Annotated in this window: 16 protein-coding genes, 2 rRNA genes and 1 riboswitch; of the genes, 9 read left to right on the top strand and 9 right to left on the bottom strand. The window is 66.2% G+C overall.

Translation table 11 applies throughout. The features are described 5' to 3' along the window. Positions 1-118: 118 nt before the first annotated feature. Complete coding sequence (locus AC5RWX_RS07705) at positions 119-661, top strand: helix-turn-helix domain-containing protein (protein WP_494097189.1); 543 nt, start codon at positions 119-121, stop codon at positions 659-661. Positions 662-820: 159 nt separating this feature from the next. Here the strand turns inward: AC5RWX_RS07705 and AC5RWX_RS07700 are convergent, their stop codons facing one another. Next, the gene (locus AC5RWX_RS07700; protein WP_494097188.1) at positions 821-1,189 is read right to left on the bottom strand and encodes a VOC family protein; all 369 of its coding nucleotides are present in this window, start codon (positions 1,187-1,189) and stop codon (positions 821-823) included. A 325-nt stretch (positions 1,190-1,514) separates the two neighbouring features. Here AC5RWX_RS07700 and AC5RWX_RS07695 point away from each other — a divergent pair, with 325 nt between their 5' ends. The 4 genes from AC5RWX_RS07695 to acs all read left to right on the top strand — a co-directional run bounded on the left by AC5RWX_RS07695 (position 1,515) and on the right by acs (position 6,465). Beyond that, positions 1,515-2,354 carry an ABC transporter ATP-binding protein gene (locus tag AC5RWX_RS07695; RefSeq protein WP_494097187.1) on the top strand — a complete coding sequence of 280 codons (840 nt, stop codon included), beginning with the start codon at positions 1,515-1,517 and terminating at the stop codon, positions 2,352-2,354. A gap of 102 nt (positions 2,355-2,456) precedes the next feature. Then, complete coding sequence (locus AC5RWX_RS07690) at positions 2,457-3,500, top strand: aliphatic sulfonate ABC transporter substrate-binding protein (RefSeq protein ID WP_494097186.1); 1,044 nt, start codon at positions 2,457-2,459, stop codon at positions 3,498-3,500. Continuing rightward, a complete protein-coding gene (locus tag AC5RWX_RS07685; protein ID WP_494097185.1) occupies positions 3,500-4,426 on the top strand; it encodes an ABC transporter permease in 927 nt (308 codons plus the stop codon). Before AC5RWX_RS07690 ends, AC5RWX_RS07685 begins: the two co-directional genes overlap by 1 nt. After that, entirely contained in the window at positions 4,402-6,465 is a 2,064-nt protein-coding gene (acs, locus tag AC5RWX_RS07680; protein WP_494097184.1) for an acetate--CoA ligase, read from the top strand. The genes AC5RWX_RS07685 and acs overlap by 25 nt, the downstream gene beginning before the upstream one ends. Positions 6,466-6,622: 157 nt before the next feature. On the opposite strand, the gene AC5RWX_RS07675 is transcribed toward acs, so the two are convergent. Together AC5RWX_RS07675 and AC5RWX_RS07670 are read right to left on the bottom strand one after the other, a co-directional pair. Next, complete coding sequence (locus AC5RWX_RS07675) at positions 6,623-7,450, bottom strand: endonuclease domain-containing protein (protein WP_494097183.1); 828 nt, start codon at positions 7,448-7,450, stop codon at positions 6,623-6,625. Between the two features lie 153 nt (positions 7,451-7,603). After that, entirely contained in the window at positions 7,604-7,924 is a 321-nt protein-coding gene (locus AC5RWX_RS07670; protein WP_493942065.1) for a hypothetical protein, read from the bottom strand. A gap of 209 nt (positions 7,925-8,133) precedes the next feature. On the opposite strand from AC5RWX_RS07670, the gene AC5RWX_RS07665 reads away from it, so the two are divergent. Next, on the top strand, positions 8,134-9,123 hold the full coding sequence (locus tag AC5RWX_RS07665; protein WP_494097182.1) for an ArsR/SmtB family transcription factor: 990 nt from the start codon (positions 8,134-8,136) through the stop codon (positions 9,121-9,123). A 42-nt stretch (positions 9,124-9,165) separates the two neighbouring features. Here the strand turns inward: AC5RWX_RS07665 and malQ are convergent, their stop codons facing one another. Both malQ and AC5RWX_RS07655 read right to left on the bottom strand, forming a co-directional pair. Further along, complete coding sequence (gene malQ / locus AC5RWX_RS07660; RefSeq protein WP_494097181.1) at positions 9,166-11,280, bottom strand: 4-alpha-glucanotransferase; 2,115 nt, start codon at positions 11,278-11,280, stop codon at positions 9,166-9,168. A 104-nt stretch (positions 11,281-11,384) separates the two neighbouring features. Further along, the gene (locus tag AC5RWX_RS07655) at positions 11,385-11,726 is read right to left on the bottom strand and encodes a ParB N-terminal domain-containing protein (protein ID WP_494097180.1); all 342 of its coding nucleotides are present in this window, start codon (positions 11,724-11,726) and stop codon (positions 11,385-11,387) included. A 263-nt stretch (positions 11,727-11,989) separates the two neighbouring features. After that, a riboswitch (SAM riboswitch) is annotated at positions 11,990-12,082 on the top strand. Between the two features lie 97 nt (positions 12,083-12,179). Between AC5RWX_RS07655 and AC5RWX_RS07650 the strand changes: the two genes are divergently transcribed. The 3 genes from AC5RWX_RS07650 to AC5RWX_RS07640 all read left to right on the top strand — a co-directional run bounded on the left by AC5RWX_RS07650 (position 12,180) and on the right by AC5RWX_RS07640 (position 19,933). Continuing rightward, entirely contained in the window at positions 12,180-13,655 is a 1,476-nt protein-coding gene (locus AC5RWX_RS07650; protein ID WP_493942069.1) for an O-acetylhomoserine aminocarboxypropyltransferase/cysteine synthase family protein, read from the top strand. Continuing rightward, the gene (locus tag AC5RWX_RS07645) at positions 13,652-14,149 is read left to right on the top strand and encodes a CoA-binding protein (protein ID WP_493942070.1); all 498 of its coding nucleotides are present in this window, start codon (positions 13,652-13,654) and stop codon (positions 14,147-14,149) included. The genes AC5RWX_RS07650 and AC5RWX_RS07645 overlap by 4 nt, the downstream gene beginning before the upstream one ends. A gap of 222 nt (positions 14,150-14,371) precedes the next feature. Continuing rightward, complete coding sequence (locus AC5RWX_RS07640) at positions 14,372-19,933, top strand: Ig-like domain-containing protein (RefSeq protein ID WP_494097179.1); 5,562 nt, start codon at positions 14,372-14,374, stop codon at positions 19,931-19,933. 107 nt (positions 19,934-20,040) lie between these two features. On the opposite strand, the gene AC5RWX_RS07635 is transcribed toward AC5RWX_RS07640, so the two are convergent. The 4 genes from AC5RWX_RS07635 to AC5RWX_RS07620 form a co-directional block, all read right to left on the bottom strand. Next, a complete protein-coding gene (locus AC5RWX_RS07635) occupies positions 20,041-20,847 on the bottom strand; it encodes a carbon-nitrogen hydrolase family protein (protein ID WP_493945287.1) in 807 nt (268 codons plus the stop codon). 192 nt (positions 20,848-21,039) lie between these two features. Further along, positions 21,040-22,431 (bottom strand): pyridoxal phosphate-dependent decarboxylase family protein, encoded by a 1,392-nt coding sequence (locus tag AC5RWX_RS07630; RefSeq protein ID WP_494097178.1) that lies wholly within the window; start codon positions 22,429-22,431, stop codon positions 21,040-21,042. Between the two features lie 108 nt (positions 22,432-22,539). After that, a 5S ribosomal RNA gene (gene rrf / locus AC5RWX_RS07625) occupies positions 22,540-22,656 on the bottom strand. A gap of 179 nt (positions 22,657-22,835) precedes the next feature. After that, positions 22,836-23,194: ribosomal RNA gene (locus AC5RWX_RS07620) — 23S ribosomal RNA — on the bottom strand; the annotation flags it as partial.

The raw sequence follows: 23,194 nt of genomic DNA, 5'->3' as shown, positions 1-23,194 counted from the left end.
CGCCTCCCCTCGGATCGTTATTGCTTGTCAGTAAGTCGGTTCGACTCCGGCACCTGCGCCGGACAAGAATCATTATTCTCAGTTGTGCGAACAATGTCAACTATGAGAATATAGAGGCATGTCCCCTTCACCGAGCGCCGATCTGATCCTGCACCCGGTACGGCTACGCATTGTGCAGGCGCTGCTGGGCGGGCGGGAACTGACCACAGCAGAGATCTCCGCCGAACTCCCGGAAATCCCGACCGCGACGCTCTATCGGCACATCGGAACGCTGGCCAAGGCCGGAGTGCTGACCGTGGCTCAGGAGCGGCCGGTCCGCGGCACCACGGAGCGCACCTACCGGCTGGACGCCACCAAGAGTTCGGTGAGCGGCGACGAGCTGGCGTCCATGACGGCAGAGGATCACCGACGCGGTTTTATGGCATTCGCTGCCGGACTGCTGGAGGCCTTCGACCAGTACACCGGCCGGGGGGACCTGGATCTCCTCCGCGACGGCGCCGGTTACCGGCAGATCGCACTCTGGATGACGGACGAGGAGCTGGCGGAGTTCAGCGCCGCCATCCGGGCTGCCGCTGAGAAGGCAGTGGCGAACGGCCCCGGCGAAGGCCGGCACCGCCGCCTCTTCTCCACGGTCCTGATCCCGGCGGATCCGCCCGCCTGACGGCCCCAGAACGACGCCGCTGCCTCCTCAGTGCGCGCAAGGAGCCTCTTGCCCCACTTCCGGAAGCACGACGGCGGTGCGCCCTGCCGCCTTCGGTTGGGCGATGCCGGTTCCGCCTGCCGTTTGGCGACACCGGCGCTTCAAGGGACCCGGCCAGCGCTACCCGGCACCCCAGCACAAGCAGAACGGGTGGCCCGCCGGATCCGCGTAAACCTGGAATCCGGACTCGGCCGCGGCGTCGTCGGCGGGTTTCAGCAGTTTGGCGCCGAGCGACGTTGCCTGCTCATGCGCCTCGGCCAAGTCATCGATGTAGAGGTCCAGATGGATCTGCTGCGGCTCGCCCTGGGGCCATTCGGGCGGCGTGTGGTCGGGTGCCAGCTGGAATGCCAGCCGCGGCTCCCCGTTTACGGAAACGGTATGCCAGTCGTCCTCGGCCTTGACCGTCCCGTCCAGCAGGCCTGCCCAGAAGCTGCTCTCCGCGTCGAGGTCGGCGGCGTCGAACACGATGATGTGCCGGTTGATTTTCATGCGGCCATCCTGCCATCGGCACAGTTCAGCGTCTACGGATTCGCGCGCTCCGGCGGTCCGCGCGGTCCGATCTTTGTGCCACCGTTTGTTACGCCCCATTATTACGGGCCGTTTGCCGCGGATGCCGGGAGTGCCGTTTAGTTAGTCGTGACCATCCCGAGCGGCCGAGAGACCTGGATCGACGACGCCGCAGCAACCCTGGTCACCGGAAGCCATCCCAGACTGCCGGTGATAACGAGGTGACAAGCCACGGGTACGGCCGGCGGAAGCCGGTCGCACGGCTTGAACCGTAGGGTGCTACTGCCAGGATCGATGGAGTGATCCCATGACTGCAGTACTGTCGTCGACCCGCCACACGGCACCCGCTTCCGCCGCACCCTCAGCAGCATCCGGTTCCGCCCTGGCGGTCTCCTTCCGCGGGCTGAACCGCACCTTCGGTACCGGCGCGAACGTCCACACCGTGCTCCGCGACGTGAACTTCGAGGTCCGCCCCGGCGAAGTGCTCGCCATCCTGGGCCCCTCCGGCTGCGGCAAGTCCACCTTGTTGCGGGCCACCGCCGGGCTCGACGCACCCAGCGCCGGCAGCGTGGAGATCGACGGCACTCCCGTCCAGGGCATTGACTCCCGCTGCGCCGTCGCGTTCCAGGAACCGCGGCTGCTGCCCTGGCACACCCTGCAGGCCAACGTTGCCATCGGCCTGCCCAAGACCTCCAGCGCCAAACAGGGCAAGTCCAAGGTCGCCCGGCTGCTGGAACTGGTGGGCCTGGCTACCTTTGCCAAGCACCGTCCGCGCGAAGTCTCCGGCGGCATGGCACAGCGCGCCTCGCTGGCACGCGCTCTGGCCCGCAACCCGGGGGTACTCCTGCTGGACGAACCGTTCGGTGCGCTGGATGCGCTGACCCGGATCAAGATGCAGGATTTGCTGCTGGACATCCACCAAGCCGAACCCACCACCGTGCTGCTGGTGACCCATGATGTGGACGAAGCCCTGCAGCTGGCGGACCGGATCATCCTGCTGGGCCAGGAGCAAGGCCGTGAGCACGACGGCGCCACGATTGTGCGCACCGTGGACGTTCCCGGCAGCCGCCCGCGCGACCGCGGTTCGGTGGAGTTGGCCCGCATGCGCCGCTCGCTGCTCGAAAGCCTCGGCGTCGACGGCCATTAGGGCCGCGTCTCCACCCTCAAGCATTTCCCGGGCCGCCTGCGCCCGTAACCACCGTAAGCGCGGAGCTTCTCCTGTTCCCGCGCACCGTTCGAAGGGACCATCATGTCTATAGCCAGCCGCTTCTCCCGCCGCTCGATCCTCGGCGCGGCCGCCGTCGCCGTCGCCGCCTCGCTGGCCCTGACCGGTTGCGTTGCGGGCGAAGATTCCGAAGCCAGCGCGGCTGAGGGCACCGGCGACGGTGTGCTCAACATCGACTTCGCCACGTACAACCCGCTGAGCCTGATCATCAAGGAAAAGGGCTGGTTGGAAGCTACCTTGGCCGACGACGGCGTCGAGGTGAACTGGCTGCAGTCGGCTGGTTCCAACAAGGCCAACGAGGCACTGCGCTCGGGCGCCGTCGACGTCGGTTCCACCGCCGGTTCCGCCGCGCTGCTGGCCCGCGCCAACGGTTCGCCGATCAAGACCATCAGCCTCTACTCGCAGCCGGAATGGGCCGCACTGGTCTCGCTGCCCGACTCCGGCATCGACTCCGTCGAGGACCTCAAGGGCAAGTCCGTGGCCGCAACCAAGGGCACCGACCCCTACTTCTTCCTGCTGCAGTCGCTGGAAGAAGCAGGCCTCTCCACTGACGACGTCACCGTGGAGAACTTGCAGCACGCGGACGGCTTGACCGCGCTGAAGCAGGGCTCGGTCGACGCCTGGTCGGGCCTGGACCCGATCATGGCCGGTGCCGAGAAGGACGGCGCCGAGCTGTTCTACCGGAACCTTGACTTCAGCACCTACGGCTTCCTGAACGCCACCGAGTCCTTCCTGGAGGAAGAGCCGGAGCTCGCCCAGGCCGTGGTGAACGCCTACGAGAAGGCCCGCGCCTGGGCCGCCGAAAACCCGGAGGAAACCGCTCAGATTCTGGCCGACGTCGCCGGCCTGGACCTCGAAGTCGCCACCAAGGTGATCTCCGAGCGCAGCAACCTGGACGTGGAAGCGGCTCCGGGCGAGAAGCAGCGCGCCGTGCTGGAGAAGGTCGGCCCGGCGTTCGTCGAGACCGGTGATGTGAAGAGCCAGGCCGCCATTGACGACGCTCTGGCCACCCTGCTGGACGACTCGCTGGTGAAGAAGGCCGATCCGTCGGCCATCAAGGAATCCTGATGACGCACCTCGGCAACCCCGGCGCAACCGGCAACAGCATTGACGCCACCGGCCCGGAAGGCCTGGCAGCCTCCGGCGTCCTCAAGACGGCAGAGGCAGACCGGCCGCACCAGAATGATCCCTCGCCGGACCAGCGCCCGACCAGCGGCCGGTCCGCGGCTGGCGGGCTCCTCGGCAACGGCTGGAGCCGCCTGCTGCTGGGCCTGCTGCTGCCGGCCGCCGTGCTGGCAGCCTGGCAGTGGAGCACCTCGGCCGGCCTGTTCAGCTCCGTCCAACTGCCGGCGCCCGGGGCGGTCATCGAGGCCGCGGTTGACCTGCTCCAGCGCGGCGAGCTGGCGCAGCACGTGGCCATCTCCACCCAGCGCGTGCTGCTCGGCTTCGCCTTCGGCGCGGCCCTCGGGCTGGTCTTCGGCGCGCTGATCGGCCTGTCCAAGGTTGCCGATGTGCTGCTCTCCCCCACCATTGGCGCGCTGCGTGCCGTGCCGTCGCTGGCCTGGGTCCCGCTGCTGATCCTGTGGATGAAGATCGGCGAGGACTCCAAGGTCACGCTGATCATGATCGGCGCGTTCTTCCCGGTGTTCACCACGGTCTCGCTGGCGCTGCGCCACGTGGACAAGAACCTGGTTGAAGCCGGCCGCGCATTCGGGCTGAAGGGCGTCAAACTGCTGACCACCGTGCAGCTGCCGGCCGTGGTTCCCGCCGTGTTTTCCGGACTGCGGCTGGCACTGGCCCAGGCCTGGCTGTTTCTGGTCGCGGCGGAACTGATCGCCTCCTCCATGGGTCTGGGCTTCCTGCTCACGGACTCGCAGAACAACGGCCGCACGGACAGGCTGCTGCTGGCCATCGTCCTGCTGGCCATCATCGGCAAAATCACCGACGCGCTCCTGGGCGTCGCGGAGAAATGGGCAGTCAAGAGATGGGCATAGAAGTAGCCGAAACCGCCGCCGGCCGGACCACCGCCGGAGGCACCGCCGTCGTGCTTGAAGAAGGCACGGCACCGTACCGCGACCATGTCACTGCCTGGCCGGAGCCGCAGACCGAGGCCGAACGGATTGCGTTCTGGGAGCGCGCCGCCGCCCGTCTGGAGTGGGCCGAGCCGTGGCACACTGCGCACTCGGCCACCCCGGTGGACACCGAGGCGCGCCGCGGCCCCGAACTGCGCTGGTTCGACGGCGGCAAGCTCAACGCTGCGGTCAACTGCGCGGACCGGCACGTGGCCGCCGGCCTGGGCGACAAGGTGGCGCTGCACTTCGAGGGCGAACCCGGCGACCGCCGCACCGTGACTTACCGCGAGCTGCAGGAATTGGTCTCACAGGCCGCCAACGCGCTGCTGGCGCTGGGCGTGGGCAAAGGCGACCGGGTGGTCATCTACCTGCCGGTGTTGGTGGAGACCATCGTCATCACGCTGGCGTGCGCGCGGATCGGCGCGGTGCATTCGCTGGTGTTTGGCGGCTTCTCCGCGGAGGCGCTGAAGTTCCGGGTGGAGGACACGCGCGCCAAGCTGCTGGTCACCACCGACGGCCAGTACCGCCGCGGCACCGCCGTCCCAGTCAAGGCCAATGCGGACGAGGCCGTTTCTGGCGACAACGCGATCGAGCACGTGCTGGTGATCAACCGGACCGGCCACACGGACATCAACTGGGTGGAAGGCCGCGACGTCTGGTGGCACGACGTGGTGGAGTCACAGCCGCGCGAGCATCAGGCGGAGGCGTTCGATGCCGAGACGCCGCTGTTCATCATGTACACCTCCGGCACCACCGGCCAGCCCAAGGGCCTGGTCCACACCACCGGCGGGTATCTGACGCAGGCGTCGTTCAGCCACTCGTATCTGTTCAGCAACCCGGATCCGGAGGCGCGCGCCGACGATGTGCACTGGTGCACCGCGGACCTGGCCTGGGTCACCGCGCACACCTACGAGATCTACGGACCGCTGAGCAACGGCGTCAGCCAGGTGATCTACGAGGGCGTGCCGAACGCCCCGCACCCCGGCCGGCACTTCGAGGTCATCCAGCGCTACGGCGTGACCAGCTACTACACCGCGCCCACGCTGGTCCGTTCGCTGATGGGCTGGTTCCCGGACGGCATTCCTGTCGAATACGACCTGTCCTCCATCCGCCTGGCCGGCACCGTGGGCGAGGCGGTGAACCCGGAGGCGTGGCGCTGGCTGCGCAGCCAGGTGGGCCGCGATTCGCTGGTTGCCGGGGACCCGTCGTCAGGCATTCCCATGGTGGATACCTGGTGGCAGTCCGAAACCGGCGCCACCGTGCTCTCGCCGCGGCAGACGGATGAGTCCTTCAAGCCCGGCTGCGCCACCCGCGCGCTGCCGGGGCTGGCCACCGACATTGTGGACGACGGCGGTGCCCGGGTGGGTGCCGAACAGCAGGGCAACATTGTGGTCACCAAGACCGGACCGTCGATGGCCCGGACTGTGTGGGGAAACCCGGAGCGCTACTTCAGCTCCTACTGGGAGAAGTACGCGGCGCAGGGCTGGTTCCTGGCCGGCGACGGCGCCCGGTTCGACGCCGACGGCGACACGTGGATCCTGGGCCGGACCGACGACGTCATCAACATCTCGGGCCACCGGCTGTCCACGATCGAGATCGAATCCGCGCTGGTCTCGCACCCGGCCGTGGTGGAAGCCGGGGTGTGCCCGACGTACGACGCGAAGACCGGGCACGCGGCAACTGCGTTTGTGGTGCCGCGCGACAAGTCGCTGATCGGGGACGCGGGGCCGGCGCAGGCCGCCGCGGTTGCCGCGCTGCGCGAGCACGTGGCCACGCAGATCGGGCCGATTGCCAAGCCGCGGGACGTGGTCTTTGTGCCGGACGTGCCCAAGACCCGGAGTGGCAAGATCATGCGGCGACTGCTGACCCAGTTGTTTGAGGGGACGACGCTGGGCGACACCACCTCCCTGCAGAACGAGCCGTGCATCGCGGAGATCCAGGCCATCTGCGAGCCACGGTAAGAACCTACTGCCTTCACCAGCCGGGCTGTCCATGTTTTGGGGGAGCGCTAAGCGTTTGCCCTAGTCAGCGCCAGACGCCTTCCCAAAACATGGACAGTTCCTGCAGAACTTGGACAGCCGGCCGGCTGCGCCACTCCCGGGGGTAAACTTTGGGCGCTCAGGCAACCCGCCGCAGCATCGTCATGACCTCGGCGACCACGTTGTGGGGCGTGAAGACGAGATCCTCGTAGACGTAGCGCAAGGTCGGAAACCCGCTAAGCATGGCGGCGTTGTTCCTTTTGCGGTCTTTCTTGAAAGTCTCCCGGTTCCAGTGGAAGTCAAACCCATCGAGTTCTATGATGATCCGTCCTTCCACCACCATGTCCACCCGCCCCAGCCCCTGAATATGTACCTGGGTCTCCACCTTCAGGCCGACGGAACGGAACATGTCACGGGCGATAATCTCGAGCGGTGAATCGGCGTCGTGGCCGATGCTCCATACGACTTCCCGTCGAATACCGTTCCGCTTGCCCGGCAGCAACTCCAGCAGTTCGGCTTGGTTGACCGAACGCCTTCGCACCGCAGATTCCGCCATGACCAAGGCCTCCAGTCTGGGCCGGCATCGGATGGCATGCAGCACGCAGTCCAGGATGCTCACGTAATTCCCTGACCGATGTCGCCCCACCAAATCCCCTCGGTGTTTGATGGTGGACGGAGGCTGCCGGCTATGAAGGGTCCACAGGTGCAGTCGATCCGGGTCTTTGATCGTCCAGAGCCCAAGTTCCTGAGCCGCTGAGACGCAGGTGATCAACCCGTTGGCCAGTACCGCTACACGAAGGTTCGCATCCGCGTTCTCCGTGCCGACAACACCTTGACGAAGCACAGTGATCGCGCCGCTCTTGATGGCCGACTGGAGCTGGTCTCGACTAAAACCGCATTTGGCCAGCTCGCTAATGTGGAGCGTTCCGCCGCGCCGTTCAATGTACCCGGCTATCGCCTCGTCCATAGCCACGAGCATGAAGGCTCCGGACGCAGATCTCTAGATTGTCGCAGTCCCTGTGGACAATGTGCGTAGTGCCTGGGGCAGGCCATGAGAAATCACGAAAAGCGAGCGTGCCATTGTGGGCGCCCTTGCACGCAAGGACCCTTAGGGTCTGCGTTAGTAGCGTCCGCCGAAGAGATGGATCTGTGAACGGACCTTGTCGCGGTGCTCCTCAATCAGGGCGTCTTTGGCGGCGCCGGCTTGCCACGATGCGTTGAGCCTGCGGGACGTTTCCGCAAGCACACGGAACATGGCATTTGCCGCGCGACGGATCCCGCTTAAGACATCGGGGCCGCCAGGTGCGTTAGCCGGCGCCGGCGAGGTCGACCGCAAGCTTGCGTTGGCCGGGTGCACGGATGCGCCGATCAAGGACTCCCCGGACCGGTATGCACGGTCAGCGACGTCGAGCTGGTGGCGGGTTTGCGTTGAAGTAGTCATGGCTTCAGAGTCCGCGCACTGGCTGACAAGGGCCACGATTCGGCAGAACCCGAATCGGGAATAAACCCGACGCCCAGTGAAGAACCGGACCAGCTTCGGATAAGCCCCATGTGGAAGACGGACGGCGCACTTCCCGAAACCCGCCGCCACCACGATTCGGTCCACCCCGAATCCTCGACGGACCTGACCGGCAACCTTACGCTGTTCCCATGCACATCACGCTCAGCAGCGAGGACCTGACCAAGGTCCGGTTCGAGGCGGCGCCGCTGGGCGAAACAGTCGCCAGCCTGCGAGCGCTGCAGGTTGGGACGCCCATCCACCGGCCTTGGATCGAGGTTACCAAGCGCCGCATCGCCGAGTCGGCCGACCCGCAGGCCCGCGACCACCTGCGCCTGCTCACCGCGCTGGTCCCTCCGAAGGGCTTCCTGGCTGACTCCATCACTCCTACCCCGAAGTACCAAGGCACGTTCGCCGAGGGCCTCGCCGCCGTCGCCAATGTGCCACCCGAGGTGTGGCAGCGCGATGTCACCCACCTGTTGAGCCAAAGCCCGGCCGACTACGCCCGCGAGGAACTGCAGCGGCTCGCCGAAGACATCGACGCCGGCATCCCGCGCATCACTACCGCCCTCGAGTGGTACTGGCGCACCGCCATCGAACCCGTATGGCCGCGCCTGCGCTCCCTGCTGCTGGCGGACATCGACAGCCGCCTGGCCCAGCTGGCGCGCGACGGCATCCTCGAGGTGTTCAAGAGCCTGCACCCCAGCGTCCGCCCCACGCCCACCGGTCTGGAAATCATGCGCGGCTGCGACGCGGACGACGTGCCCGAACCCGGCGGCGGGCTGCTGCTGGTGCCGAACGCGTTCGTCTGGCCCAACACGTTGGTGCTCAACGTCCGGCCGTTCGTGCCCACGCTGACCTACGCGCCGCGCGGCGTCGGCCGGCTCTGGGAAGCCAGCCGCGAGGCAACGCACAGTCCGGTCGCACGGCTGCTCGGCAAGACCCGCGCGCAGATCCTCGCGCAACTTGATGTACCGATGACGACGACGCAGCTCGCCCGCTGCTTGGACCTCGCCGCCGGGACGGTCAACGAGCATCTGAAGGTGATGTCCGAGAGCGGTCTGGCGGCCACCATGCGGTCCGGCCGCGAAGTGTTCTACCGAAGGGCCGAAACCGGCGAGGCGCTGCTCGCAAGGTTGTGACGGCGCGCGCTGAGCCCGCCTGCACGCCGCGCGCCGGCCCGCCTACAGTTCCCGCATGATACGGGCCAGCGACTGGAACCGCTGGTTGCCGGCCAGGTCCTCGATCAGGATGGGCTCGCCATTCGGTCCGGCCAGCGGAATGCGCCAGTTGGGGTATTCGTCGGCGGTGCCCGGCTGGTTCTGGGTTCGCCGCTCCCCCACTGCATCCGTGAGGGCAACTCCCAGCAACACCGACGGGGTCTGCGCGATGAACTCGTGCAGCGCCTCAACGGTGCGTTGCACGCCTGCGCTGCCGGCGCCGCCGTCATTCCCTGCAGCAGCCGGAACCCGCGAGCGCACCAGCGAGAGCACGGAGTCCTGCGCTGCCTGGTCCAGGGCGCGCTCCTCCTCCACCGGCCGGTTCAGCAGGCCCAGTGATTCGCGCAGCGCCACATGCTCGCCCGCGAGGTAGCCGGCTGTGGGCGGCAGGTCGTGGGTGGTGACGCTGGTGAGGCAGAAGCGGCGGTAGCTCTCCGGCGGGCGCGGGCTGATGCCGTCGTACTCGAACCACAGAATGGAGGTGCCCAGGATGCCTCGCTCGGCCAGGTAGTCCTGTACCCCGGGTTCGAAAACACCAAGGTCTTCGCCAACAACGACGACGCCGGCCCGTTCGGCTTCCAGCGCCAGGATGCCGATCAGAGCTTCGTGGTCGTAATAGACGTAGGCGCCTTCGCCGGGCGTGCCGCCGACGGGAATCCACCACAGCCGGAACAGCCCGAGGATGTGGTCTATGCGGATGCCTCCGGCGTGCCGCAGGATGGTCCGCAGCATGTCCCGGTAGGCGGCGTAGCCGGTTTCGGCGAGGCGGCGGGGATGCCAGGGCGGCTGGGACCAATTCTGGCCCTGCTGGTTGAACATGTCCGGCGGCGCGCCCACCGATACACCGGGCGCCAAGACATCCTGCAAGTACCATGCGTCGGCCCCCGCGGGGTGGACGCCGACCGCGAGATCATGCACGATGCCGATGTTCATTCCCGCGTCGATGGCCCGGCGCTGCGCGGTCTCGAGTTGCTCGTCGCACAGCCACTGCAGCCACTGGTGGAACTCGATGCGGTCTTTCAGCGCGGTGCGCTGCGATTCGATGAACGCCGGGTCGGACCACTCGGGCGCGCCGGCCGGCAGAGTCTCGGTGAGGGCACACCACAAGGCAAAGCGCTCCAGCCCGTCGCCTTCCCGCGCGCGGAAGGCTTCGAATAGCTGTTGCCGTTCACGGGATCTGGGCACCGCGAAGACCACTTCCAGCGCTTGCAGCTTCGCGGCAAAAATGGGGTCACGGTCCAGAATGCCGGCGTCCAGGTTGGCGTCCTGGAACATGTTGACCAAGGGGACGTCGCGGGCTTCGGGAACGTCCTCCACCCGCAGATACAGCGGATTGAAGAACCGGCGCGTCGCGGGCAGGTAGGGCGAGGGCTCCACCGGCGGCTTCGGTTGTGCTGCGTGCAGCGGATTGATCAGCACGAAGCCGGCACCCTGGGCGGCGGCCGTTTCGGCAAGGCGGGCGAGGTCGTCCAAGTCGCCGACGCCCCAAGACGACCGCGAGCGAACGGAGTACAGCTGAGCCATCACGCCCCACGTCCGGGGAAGCCGGTCGGCGGTGGTGAGCCGCGGCGGAGTGACCACGAGCGCGCACCGCGTCCAGTTGCCGGAGGATTCCGCGACCTCGCCGCCAGCGCCCTGCTCGTCCACATCCAGGGCCAGTTCCAGAGTGTGCCAGCCCAGCGGGAGGTCAGCCGGCACAACGGCGGCCAGACGAAGATGCGGGTCACCTTGCTCGTCCTCCGACCCGGCGGCCACCACCTGCACCGCGCGCCGCGATCCGTCCTCCAACAAAACCCACACCTGCGGGCGGCCACCGGCACGGACATTGACCGGAACCTCGGTGGCAGTACCTCGGCGAATGACGACGGCGGGCGGCAGCGTGGCCTGTGACGGAGCCAGTTCCGCGGCCAGCAAGGAGGCAGTGACGTCGTCGTCCGTTGCGCAGGGAACGCCCAGCGCGGTGAGGACGGAAACCAGCGTCGCAGGGCTGACTTCCTTCTCGCCGCCGTCCCAACCGCGGAAGGTAATGCCTACGCCGTGTTCCTGTGCGAGGCGCTGCAGCGCCGTAAGGTCAGCCATAACTCCAATCTACGTGAGACCGGGCTGGGCGGTGGGGCCGCGGCCGAGACCGGTCGATCGCGCGGGCTCGGTTGTGGCGGACTCGCCGGAAGCCGCGACGGCGGTCATTGCCCTGGGCGCACACGCCGTGCAATGGCGTCCAGCACTTGCTGCCGCGTGAGCCCGCGTTGCCGTTGCGCCACGGTGATGGCGTACTCCATGGCCTCGCCGCGCAGCCCCTTTCGCACGTCGGCTTTCACCGTCGATCGGCCCAACTGCCGGGCGGCAGCAACGCGATGGTGCCCGTCCGCGAGCAGCAGGACTCCGTCGACATCAAAGATGACAACAGGCGTGGCTTCATCGAGATGCTCGAGGTAGTACGCCACCCGGTCAGGGTCGAGATGCGGACGGCCTCGTTCTATGGATTCTTGAGCGAGGGCGGCAACCGGAACGTCCATGACTGCCATGAGGTTAGTATGCAGTCGGCGCCCACAGCCGTCCATCAAAGGGCACAGCGTCCTTCGCGCGCCCGTTCCGCGCACCGCCGGAGACCGACGAAGGGGGCCAGCATCAAGGCTCGGCCGGTCAGCACCCGGGTCTCCACGCGCTCGCTGGCGCTCGCTTGGTCGACCACCGGGCACTCGCACCGCCGTCGTACTGGGAATGCAAGGCGGCACGCAACGCGGCTCAACAATTTTGGCCGCGGCTGCGGAAGTTGCGAGAATGGACGGGACCATCCCGAGCGGTTGAGAGATCTGGCTCTTTGACACCGCAGCAACCATCCGGCCCGCCGGAAAGGTGCTACCGCCAGAAGCGATGGAGAGAGCGCAAGCAATCTTTGATCCGGATGGCGCCGCCGCATCTGGTCGCGCCGCAGGACCGTCATTGCCTCGGGAACCTAAGTTTGAAGGAGCTGCCTGATGGCTGAACGCACATTCGGTTTCCGCACCCGTGCCCTGCACGCCGGCGGCACGCCCGACGCCGAGCACGGCGCCCGGGCCGTACCGATCTACCAGAGCACGTCGTTCGTGTTCAAGGACACCGACGACGCCGCGAACCTCTTCGCGCTGCAGAAGTACGGCAACATCTACTCGCGCATCGGCAACCCCACGGTGGCCGCGTTCGAGGAGCGCATTGCCTCGCTCGAGGGCGGCATCGGTGCAGTGGCGACAGCGTCGGGCATGGCCGCCGAGTTCATCACCTTCGCGGCGTTGGCCGGCGCGGGCGACCACATTGTGGCCTCGTCCAAGCTCTACGGCGGCACCATCACCCAGCTGGACGTGACGCTGCGCCGGTTTGGCGTGGAAACCACGTTCGTCGACTCCACCGACCCGGCCGACTTCGCCGCGGCCATCGGAGAGAACACCAAGGCGGTCTACACCGAGATCGTGGCGAACCCGTCCGGCGACATCGCCGATCTGGCCGGCCTGGCGGCGGTGGCGCACGACGCCGGCATCCCCCTGGTGGTGGACGCCACCTTGAGCACTCCCTACCTGATCCGGCCGATCGAGCACGGCGCGGACATCGTGATCCACTCCGCCACCAAGTTCCTGGGCGGGCACGGCACCACGCTGGGCGGCGTCGTCGTCGAATCCGGTCGCTTCAACTGGGGCAACGGCAAGTTCCCGCAGATGACCGAGCCGGTGCCCAGCTACGGCAATGTGTCCTGGTGGGGCAACTTCGGCGAGTACGGATTCCTCACCAAACTGCGCTCCGAGCAGCTGCGCGACATCGGACCGTCGCTGTCCGCGCAGTCCGCGTTCCAGCTATTGCAGGGCGTGGAAACGCTGGCGCAGCGGATGGACGAGCACCTGGCCAACGCCCGCAAGGTGGCCGAGTGGCTGGAAGCCGACGAGCGGGTCTCCTGGGTCAGCTACGCAGGCCTGCCCGCGCACCCGCACTACGAGCGCGGCCGGAAGTACCTGCCCAAGGGCGTGGGCTCCGTGTTCAGCTTCGGCGTCAAGGGCGGCCGCGAGGCAGGTCAGAAGTTCATCGAGTCGCTGCAGCTGGCCAGCCACCTGGCCAACATCGGCGATGCCCGCACTCTGGTGCTGCACCCCGGATCAACCACGCACCAGCAGCTCACCGCCGACCAGCTCGTTGCCGCCGGCGTGCCCGAGGACTTGATCCGCATCTCCGTGGGGCTGGAAGACGTGGACGATATCCTCTGGGACCTCGACCAAGCGCTGACGGCATCGCAGCAGGCCGGCACCGAGCACGGCCCCAGCCGCGACCATGAGGACGACGCGTTCGACACCTCCGAGTTCGCCTCGCCCAGCTATGCCGGTGAGTCCTGCACGATTCCGGCAGCGCGAGCCGCCCGGACAGAACCTGGAACGCGCGTAGTTGAGTCCGTGGAAGAACTGATTGAAGCCGAAGAAGGAGCCGCCAAGTGACCGCGACCTCAGAACGGACCTGGGTGGGACCGTCTGCCCCCGAACGGCTGAACATCCTGCGCAACACGAAGTCGATCGCCATCGTCGGCGCCTCGGACAAGCCCAGCCGGGCCAGCTACTTCGTCTCCACCTACCTGCTCTCCAGCTCGCCGTACAAGGTCTACTTTGTGAACCCGGTGGCCAAGGAGATCCTGGGCCAGCCGGTGTACAAGTCGCTGGCCGATCTGCCGGAGGTGCCCGACCTGGTGGACGTGTTCCGTAAGCACGATGACCTGCCCACCGTGCTGGAGGAAACCCTGGCCGTCGGTGCCAAGACCATCTGGCTGCAGCTGGGCTCCTGGCACGAGGAGGTTGCGGCCAAGGCCGAGGCCGCCGGCCTGAACGTAGTGATGGACCGTTGCGTGAAGATTGAGCACGCCCGCTTCCATGGCGGCCTGCATCTGGCTGGGTTCGACACCGGCGTCATCTCCTCCAAGCGGCAGTTGACCGCTTAGAGGACGCTCGTCTGAGGCCACGCCGGTCAGCAATCACGCCGCCGCCGGCAGCTGAAAGCCCGCCCCTGGTCCCCCGCCCTCCAGTCGGAGAGCGGAGGCCTGAGGCGGGCTTTTTGCTGCCCTGATTCCTGCCCCGGGGTGACTGTAGACGCCTCCAAGGATTTCCCCAAGGTCCTCGTCAGATGCTGTGGCCAGCCACACAACACGACTAGGGGAGTCATGATGTTCAAGAAATCCGCCCATCCAAAACACAGGAGGGGCACCGAACGTGCCCAAAGGGGGAAGCCATCCGTCCCCCAAAAAGTCACAGCCGGGCTGGCTGCGCTGGTGCTGGGCGCGGGCGTGCTGCCCTCGGCCTTGGCTCCCGCCGCGTTGGCAGCGCCGGTGGGCCAGGGCCTGACCCTCAATGCAGGGGACATGCGGTTCATCCTGAAGCAAATCAAGATCGCGGAGAACCACGCCACCAAAGAAGATGCCGAGGGTAAGCCCGTGGCGGGCCAGCCGCTCCTCGGCCCCGGGCCCAACCAGATCGCCAATCCCCTGTTGCCTTATGGGCTGCGCACCGTGGACGGAACTGATAACAACCTGGTGCCCAATCAGGGGCACTACGGTTCCTCCAGCCTGCCGTTCCCGCGGCTGGCAGAACCGGAGTGGCGGACCGCTTCCGGGGGAAAGTCGTACAAGTCGGTCAACGTGCCGCTGATGCAGGACTCCGACCCCCGCTTCATCAGCAATGTCATCGTTGACCAGACCTCCAGCAACCCGGCCGCGATCGCTGCTGCCGGCAAGGCGCACCGGACGGTGAACGACGGTCCGACGGCGGTTCCCTGCGAAGCCGATAACCTGCCCCAAGGCTGCGTGCCCGAGGGCGAGACACTCGACATCCCGAATGTCACCACCGACTTTGGGCTTTCGCCGCCATACAACGGCTTCTTTGCCCTGTTCGGCCAGTTCTTCGACCACGGCATCGATTTCACCAAGAAGACGAGCAACGTCGTGATGATGCCCCTGCTACCTGGCGATCCGTTGTACAACCCGGCACCAGGAAGCCCGAATTTCATGATGCTCAACCGGGCGGAGAACCAGCCCGGGCCCGACGGCGTGCTCGGCACGCCGGACGATATCCAGGAAGCCACAAACACGGATTCCCCGTGGGTTGACCAGAGCCAGACGTACTCCTCGAACCCCTCTCACCACGTTTTCCTGCGCGAGTACGACCTGAACGAAAACGGTGACCCGGTCTCGACCGGCGAACTGCTTGAGGGCGGCCCCGGCGGTATGGCGACCTGGGCAGATATCAAGGACCAGGCCGCGTCCCTGCTCGGCCTGAAGCTCTCCGACAAGGACGTCGTGAACATCCCGATGCTGGCCACTGACCAGTACGGGCGCTTCCTGCGTGGCCCTAACGGCTTGCCGCAGTACATCACCCAGGACAAGCAGTTCGTAGAAGGAAATCTGGAAGTTCCCGTGGCGCCGCCAACCAATGTCCAGCGGATTGGCATTGCGTTCTTGGACGACATTTCGCACAACGCGGCCCCGTTCGACTCACGAGGTGGGGCCCTGTCTGCCGACGGCGACACCGACATCACCCCCACGAGCGGCACGCAGGCCGCCGGCACCTATGACGACGAAATGCTCAACGCGCACTTCATCGCCGGTGACGGACGCGTGAACGAGAACATCGGACTCACCGCCGTCCACCAGGTCTTCCATTCGGAGCACAACCGACTGGTTACCTACATGGAAGACCTGCTGACCTCCCTGAACCTGGACCTGAACGAGTGGAAGCTGCCCAACGGTGAATGGAACGGTGAGCGTCTCTTCCAGGCCGCCCGGTTCGTCACGGAGATGGAATATCAGCACATCGTCTTCGAGGACTTCGCTCGGAAGATCCAGCCCGGCATCAATCCGTTCAACGTCTTCACCCAGTCCGACACCGGCATCGACCCGGCGATCCATGCGGAGTTCGCGCATGCGACCTACCGTTTCGGACACTCAATGCTGACTGACACGGTGGACCGGAAGACCAACAACGGCGCCGATATTGGCCTCCCGCTGCTGGACGCCTTCCTTAATCCGCCGGCCTACTACGCCAACGGCGAGAGCACGATGACGCCAGAGCAGGCCGCCGGCGCGATTGCCATGGGCATGACAGACCAGGTGGGCGCAGAGCTCGACGAGTTCGTCACCGACACGCTGCGCAACAGCGTGCTCGGCCTGCCTCTCGACCTGGCTGCGCTCAACATCGCCCGCGGACGGGACACCGGCGTTCCCTCGCTGAACAATTTCCGCAAGGACCTGTACGCGAAAACAAGCGAGTCGTCGCTGAAGCCCTACAGCAGCTGGGTCGACTTTGGACAGGCGCTGAAGCACCCGGATTCGGTGGTCAACTTCATGGCCGCTTATGGCACACACCCCAGCATCACCGGGGCCACGACGATTGACGCCAAGCGCGCGGCCGCGCAGAAGCTCTTCGACATGAACCCGGATCCGGCGGCGGAAACCCCGGACGATGCCTATGACTTCGTCAACAGCAACGGCGAATGGGAGAACAACGGCGCCGCTTCCAAGACCGGCCTGGACACGGTTGATCTGTGGGTGGGCGGCCTCGCCGAGGCGCAGAACCTCTTCGGCGGCCTGCTCGGTTCCACCTTCAACTACATCTTCGAACGCCAGATGACGGACCTGCAGGACGGCGACCGGCTCTACTACCTGTCCCGCACTTCCGGCCTGAACCTGCGGACCCAGCTTGAAGGCAACTCCATGGCCGAGCTGGTGATGCGCAATACCGATGCCGCCGCTCTCAAGGCGGATGTCTTCGGCGTCGCGGACTGCGAGTTCGAGATGGGCAATATAGTCCACACCTCGGGCAACAACGTGGCCGATGACCCCACCTCCGCCTGTGACGAGTCAGCGCTGCTGCTCCGCATGGCCGACGGCACCATCCGCTACCGCGTCTCCAACAGCGTGGACCGTCCGGGCCTCAACGCCCAGGCGACCTACAACGGCAAGGACGACGCCGACGGCGCCGACGGGAGCGACCGGATCTGGGGCGGCATCGACAATGACACCGTCTGGGGCAACGGCGGCGACGACGTGATCGAAGGCAACGACGGCGCAGACACCATCCTTGGCGGCGCCGGCAACGACCGGATCACCGACTCCCACGGGGACGACGTGCTCAAGGGCGGGCCCGGGAACGACGCGATCGACGCCGGTCCCGGACTGGATGTCGTCATGTCCGGCGACGGCGACGACTTCTCCAACGGCGGTCTCAACGGCAACCAGACGTTCGCCGGCGAGGGCGACGACCTGGTCATTGCCGGCGACGGCCCGGACACGGTATTCGGCGGCGGCGGCGATGACTGGCAGGAAGGTGGCAACGCCAACGACCTGCTTCAGGGCGACAGCGGTGCTCCGTTCTTCGACGACATCAACAACCCCGGCCACGACGTCCTCATTGGCGACAGCGGCGAGGACGACTACGACGCCGAGGGCGGCGACGACATCATGGTCGCCGGTCCTGGCATTGAACGCAACCACGGCGTGTACGGCTTCGACTGGGTGACCCATGCACGGTCCGTCGAAGCCGCGGACTCCGACATGCGCATGATCGTTGTCGAAGGACCCAACGCCCTCAAAGACAGGTTCCTGCTGGTCGAAGCCCTCTCCGGCTGGAACAAGGACGACGTCCTGCGCGGTGATGACGTTGCTCCATCCGACCCCGACAACGAGGTCGCCGTACCCGGCCTGAGCAATACGCTCGATGCTGAGGGAATCAAGCGGATTGCCGGTTTGGCCGATCTGCTCCCCGCCGGTGCCACCGATTTCGGCGAAGGCAACATCATCATCGGCGGATCCGGCAGCGACCAGATCTGGGGCAACGGCGCGGATGACATCATCGATGGCGACAAATGGCTGAACGTCCGTCTGAGCGTCCGCGACGCTCAGGGTACGGAAATCAAGTCCGTCACCACCCTGAAGGACATCCAGGCCGACATCATGGCCGGCAAGATTGACCCGGGCAACGTTGTCATCGTCAGGGAAATCCTCAACAGCGCGGCGTCGACTGACATCGATACCGCCAACTTCTCAGGCGCACGGGATGAATACGACATCACCACCACCAAGGGAGTCACTACTGTCGCCCACACCCGCGGTACCGGGGACGACGGCACGGACACCATCACCAACGTCGAGCAGCTCCGGTTCACCGACCAGACCGTTGACCTGACGGACACCACGGCACCCACGGTGACTGACCGCGCTCCTGCTGCCGGGGCGACCAACGTGGCCACCAACAGCAACATCACCGCTACGTTCAGCGAACCGGTCATCGGCGTCAGCGGCACCACGTTCCGGGTAACCAACTCGGCCGGCACGGCAGTAAACGCAGTCGTTAGCTACGACGCCACAACCCGGACGGCCACGCTCAACCCGAACGCCAACCTGCTGGCCGACCGCACGTACACCGTGACGTTGACCAACGGCATCCGGGACAGATCGATCAACACACTCGCACCTACCACGTGGACGTTCACTACTACCGGACCCGCTCCGTCGGTGATTGGACGTACCCCGGCGGCGAACGCCAGGAACGTGGCCACCAACAGCAACATCACCGCTACGTTCAGCGAGCCGGTCACCGGCGTCGACGGCACCACGTTCCGGGTAACCAACTCGGCCGGCACGGCAGTAAGCGCAATCGTCAGCTACAACGCCACAACCCGGACGGCCACGCTCAACCCGAACGCCAACCTGCTGGCCGACCGCACGTACACCGTGACGTTGACCAACGGCATCCGGGACCTGCAGGGCAACGCCCTTCCGGCCACCACCTGGAACTTCACCACTGCCGGACCCGCTCCGTCGGTCACTGGACGTACCCCGGCGGCGAACGCCAGCAACGTGGCCACCAACAGCAACATCACCGCTACGTTCAGCGAACCAGTCACCGGCGTCAGCGGCACCACGTTCCGGGTAACCAACTCGGCCGGCACGGCAGTAATCGCAGTCGTCAGCTACGACGCCACAACCCGGACGGCCACGCTCAACCCGAACGCCAACCTGTTGGCCGGCCGCACGTACACCGTGACGTTGACCAATGGCATCCGGGATCTGCAGGGCAACGCCCTTCCAGCAACCACCTGGAACTTCACCACCGAAGTCCCACCGGCCATCACCGGGCGGACCCCGGCGGTGAACGGCACCAACGTGGCCACCAACCGGGACCTGACGGTGAAGTTCAGCGAACCGGTCAAGGGCGTCAGCGCCAGCACAGTGACGCTGAAGACCTCCGCGGGCAAGCTGGTACCGGCCACCGTCAAGTACGACGCTGCGAAGCGCACGGCCACGGTGGACCCGAAGGCGATCCTGCCGAGCAGCACCCGCTTCACGGTGCGCCTCAGCAATGGCATCACCGACGTCAACGGCAACCGCCTGACAGCTTCCAGCTGGAGCTTCAAGACGGAGAGCCGGCCCACGGTGTCCAAGCGGACCCCCGCAGCCGGAGCCAAGTCGGTCAGCCGGAGCGGCAACGTCTACGTGAAGTTCAGCGAAGCAGTCTCCGGAGTCAGCCGGTCCAGCTTCAAGCTGGTCGACAGCAACGGCAAGACGGTTTCGGCCAAGGTCAGCTACAACTCGCGCACCAAGACGGCGACCCTGAATCCGTCGAGCAAGTTGAAGGCTAACGCCACCTATAAGGTACGGCTCAGCAGCAGCATCAAGGATGCCTCCGGTAACGGGCTGTCTGCAACCAGCTGGTCCTTCCGGACCGGACGGTAAATAGCCGCCTCAACCAGAAAGAGCCCAGGCCCCGGAGAAATCCGGGGCCTGGGCTCTTCTCGTGCCAGGGAACTGCCCACCGTTGGAAGGTGTGCAGTCCTTCGGCGTCAGTGCGCCGCGACGATCTCCACCGTGCTGGCGAGCCGCCGGTTTTTCAACACGGGCAGGAACTCGCGCACCTCGTCGATCCGTCGCCGGGTCACGTCAACGGTGACCACGCCGCGCAGCTCGTCGTCCAGGTAAGCCACCGGAATCCCCATCGGATCCAGGATCGCCGAATGCCCCACGGTGTTGGTGCTCGACGTCCCGGCCGCAGCCACCCAGCAGGTGTTCTCGATGGCGCGGGCACGCAGCAGCGTTTCCCAGTGCTCGATCTTGTGGTCGCCCTTGAACCAGGCGGCCGGCACGCACAGCAGGTCCGCCCCCTGCGAGGCCAGTGCCCGCGCCAACTCGGGGAAGCGCAGGTCGTAGCAAGTGAGCACGCCGATGTTCAGCTCCCCCATCTGCACGAGCTTGAGGCCGCCGTCGCCGGGCTTGATGCGTTTGGACTCCTGGTAGGAGAACGCGTCGTACAGGTGCAGCTTGCGGTAGGTGTCCACAATCCGGCCGCTGGAATCGACGATCACCAGCGTGTTGTACGGCCGCTCCTCGCCGCTGGATTCGTAGCCGCCGGCGATGATCGCGATCCCGACTTCGGCGGCAATGAAGGACAACTGCTGAACGAACGTGGTCCAGTTGGAGTCCACCGCTGCGGCCAGATCGCCCTCCACGTGCCGCACGGTGAACATCGACTCTTCCGGCAGGACGAGCAGTTCCGCGCCGTCGGCCTTGGCCTCTTCCGCAAGCGATCGCGCCGTCGCGAGGTTCTCCGACACGTCACCGCTCGGGTTGAGCTGTCCGACGCTGATCTTCATGATGCGCTCCCGTCTTGCTGGCGGCGTGTGTACTTCCAGCCTACCTAACGTCAACTCATCGGCGCAGGTGGGAACGTTGCATTCAGAGTACGACGCCGGTGCGCCGGCTCACGTGCGGTGGCCATCTCGCGGATTCCGCCGGTACGACGGCGGTATGCCGGCTCGGGCTGATCTCTAACGCCGCGGCGACCCTCACCGGGCACAGCGCAGGATGGCCTCCACGCTACGGTCGGCGTCTTCTTCAGTGGTGGACCAGTTACTGACACTGATACGCATCGCGGACTGCCCGTGCCAGGTGGTCCCGGACAGCCACAGCGTGCCCTCGTCCTGTACCCGGTGAACCAGTCCCCGGGTGTATTCGTCCGGATCGGAGCCGTCTTCCGGCGTGAACCGGACCAGGACTTGGTTGAGCACCACATCGTTCAGGATCTGGACGCCCTCGGCGTCGGCCAGTTGTCCGGCCATCCGTTGAGCCAGCGCGCAGCACCGCCCGACCAGGTCCGCCACTCCGTCGCGACCAAGCGTCCGCAGCGCGGCGTAGGCCGGGAAACCACGGGCCCGCCGGGAGAACTCCGGCACCCAGGCCACCTCGTCCCGCTCCTGCCCGTACTCCAGGTAGGCGGCGTGTGGCGGGGACATGGTGCGCTGGTGCACATCGGAGTCGCGGACAATAGCGATCCCGGAGTCGTAGGGGACGTTGAGCCACTTGTGCGCGTCGGTGGCCCACGAGTCCGCCAGTTCAACACCGTCCAGCAGATGCCGGAACTCTGGGCTGGCCGCGGCCCACAGCCCGAAGGCCCCGTCCACGTGCACCCAGGCGCCCTCCCGCCGTCGCACGCGTTCCACCGCCGCCCGGAGGGGATCAAAGGAGCCGGTGTTCACGTTGCCAGCCTGCAGGTTCACAATCAGTGGCACACTCTCGGGGATCCGTTCCAGCACCGCGTCGAGTGATTCCAGGGTGATCCGGCCCTGCTCGTCCGTGTCGGCCAAGTGGATGCGGCGGCGCCCAAGTCCCAGATACTGCAGGGCCGACAACACTGTGCTGTGGGCTTCTTCTCCGACGACGACGGCGATCTCCGGTGCGCCAAAGAGCCCGTCGCTGACCACATCCCAGCTAGCACGTTCCAGGACGGCCGTGCGCGCCGCCGCCAGGCACGTGAAGTGGGCCATCTGGCACCCGGTAACCAGCCCGAAGCCGCAATCCGACGGCAGTCCGAACAGGTCCAGCAGCCACTGGCCCACAGCCTCTTCCACCACCGAGGCGGCCGGGCCGGCCACGTACAGTCCGGCGTTCTGATCCCACGTGGACGTCAGCCAGTCGGCGGCTAGGGCTGCAGGCTGGGCACCGCCAATCACGAAGCCGAAGTAGCGCGGCCCGGCCATCGCCACGGCGGCCCGCCCGCCGACGTCGGCCAGCTGCTCAAGGACTTTCCGCGGGTCCTCGCCCCGTTGCGGCAGTTGGCCGACCAGTTCCTGCCGCAGCCCGGCAACGTCCATGCCCGTTTTGACCGGGCGTTCCGGCAGCGACCGCAGGTAGTCCGCGGCAAGTTCGGCCGTGCGGCGGAGCAGTTCGTCGTCGCCCATGACGTGCATGCTACGCCCGCGGGCCATGCCTGCGACAGGGGCGTAGTGTTTTGGTGGTTAAACGGGGAAGGCCCCGCCGTCGTTGGCGGGGCCTTCCCTTTAATGAGTGTCCGGCGGTGACCTACTCTCCCACACCCTCCCGAGTGCAGTACCATCGGCGCTGTGGGCCTTAGCTTCCGGGTTCGGAATGGGACCGGGCGTTTCCCCCACGCTATGACCGCCGTAACCCTTCGTGCACGCCCCGGCCCCCGGTTGAGAGGGTTGCCTGGGCGGCAAATCTGGTGGTTACAAGCTTGTGCTTGGAACTGTATTCAATTGTTTGTTCCCGGGACAAAGGGTTGTTGTCTGGGAACCACATAGCGGACGCGTAGCTTCGTTTTGATCACCCACCCCTTAGGGGTGGTGTGGTGTAAGTTGTCGGACTATTAGTACCGGTCAGCTTCACGAGTCTTTCGTCCTCGCTTCCACATCCGGCCTATCAACCCAGTGGTCTGGCTGGGGTCCTCTCCCCCCGAGGGGGATGGAAATCTCATCTTGAAGCCGGCTTCCCGCTTAGATGCTTTCAGCGGTTATCCAATCCGAACGTAGCTAATCAGCGGTGCACTTGGCAGTACAACTGACACACCAGAGGTTCGTCCGTCCCGGTCCTCTCGTACTAAGGACAGACCTTCTCAAATTTCCTGCGCGCGCAGCGGATAGGGACCGAACTGTCTCACGACGTTCTAAACCCAGCTCGCGTACCGCTTTAATGGGCGAACAGCCC

This window comes from Arthrobacter sp. SPT-J7 (assembly GCF_059089965.1).
Note: the sequence above shows the minus strand (reverse complement) of the source record. Positions and strands in the feature narration are given on the sequence as shown.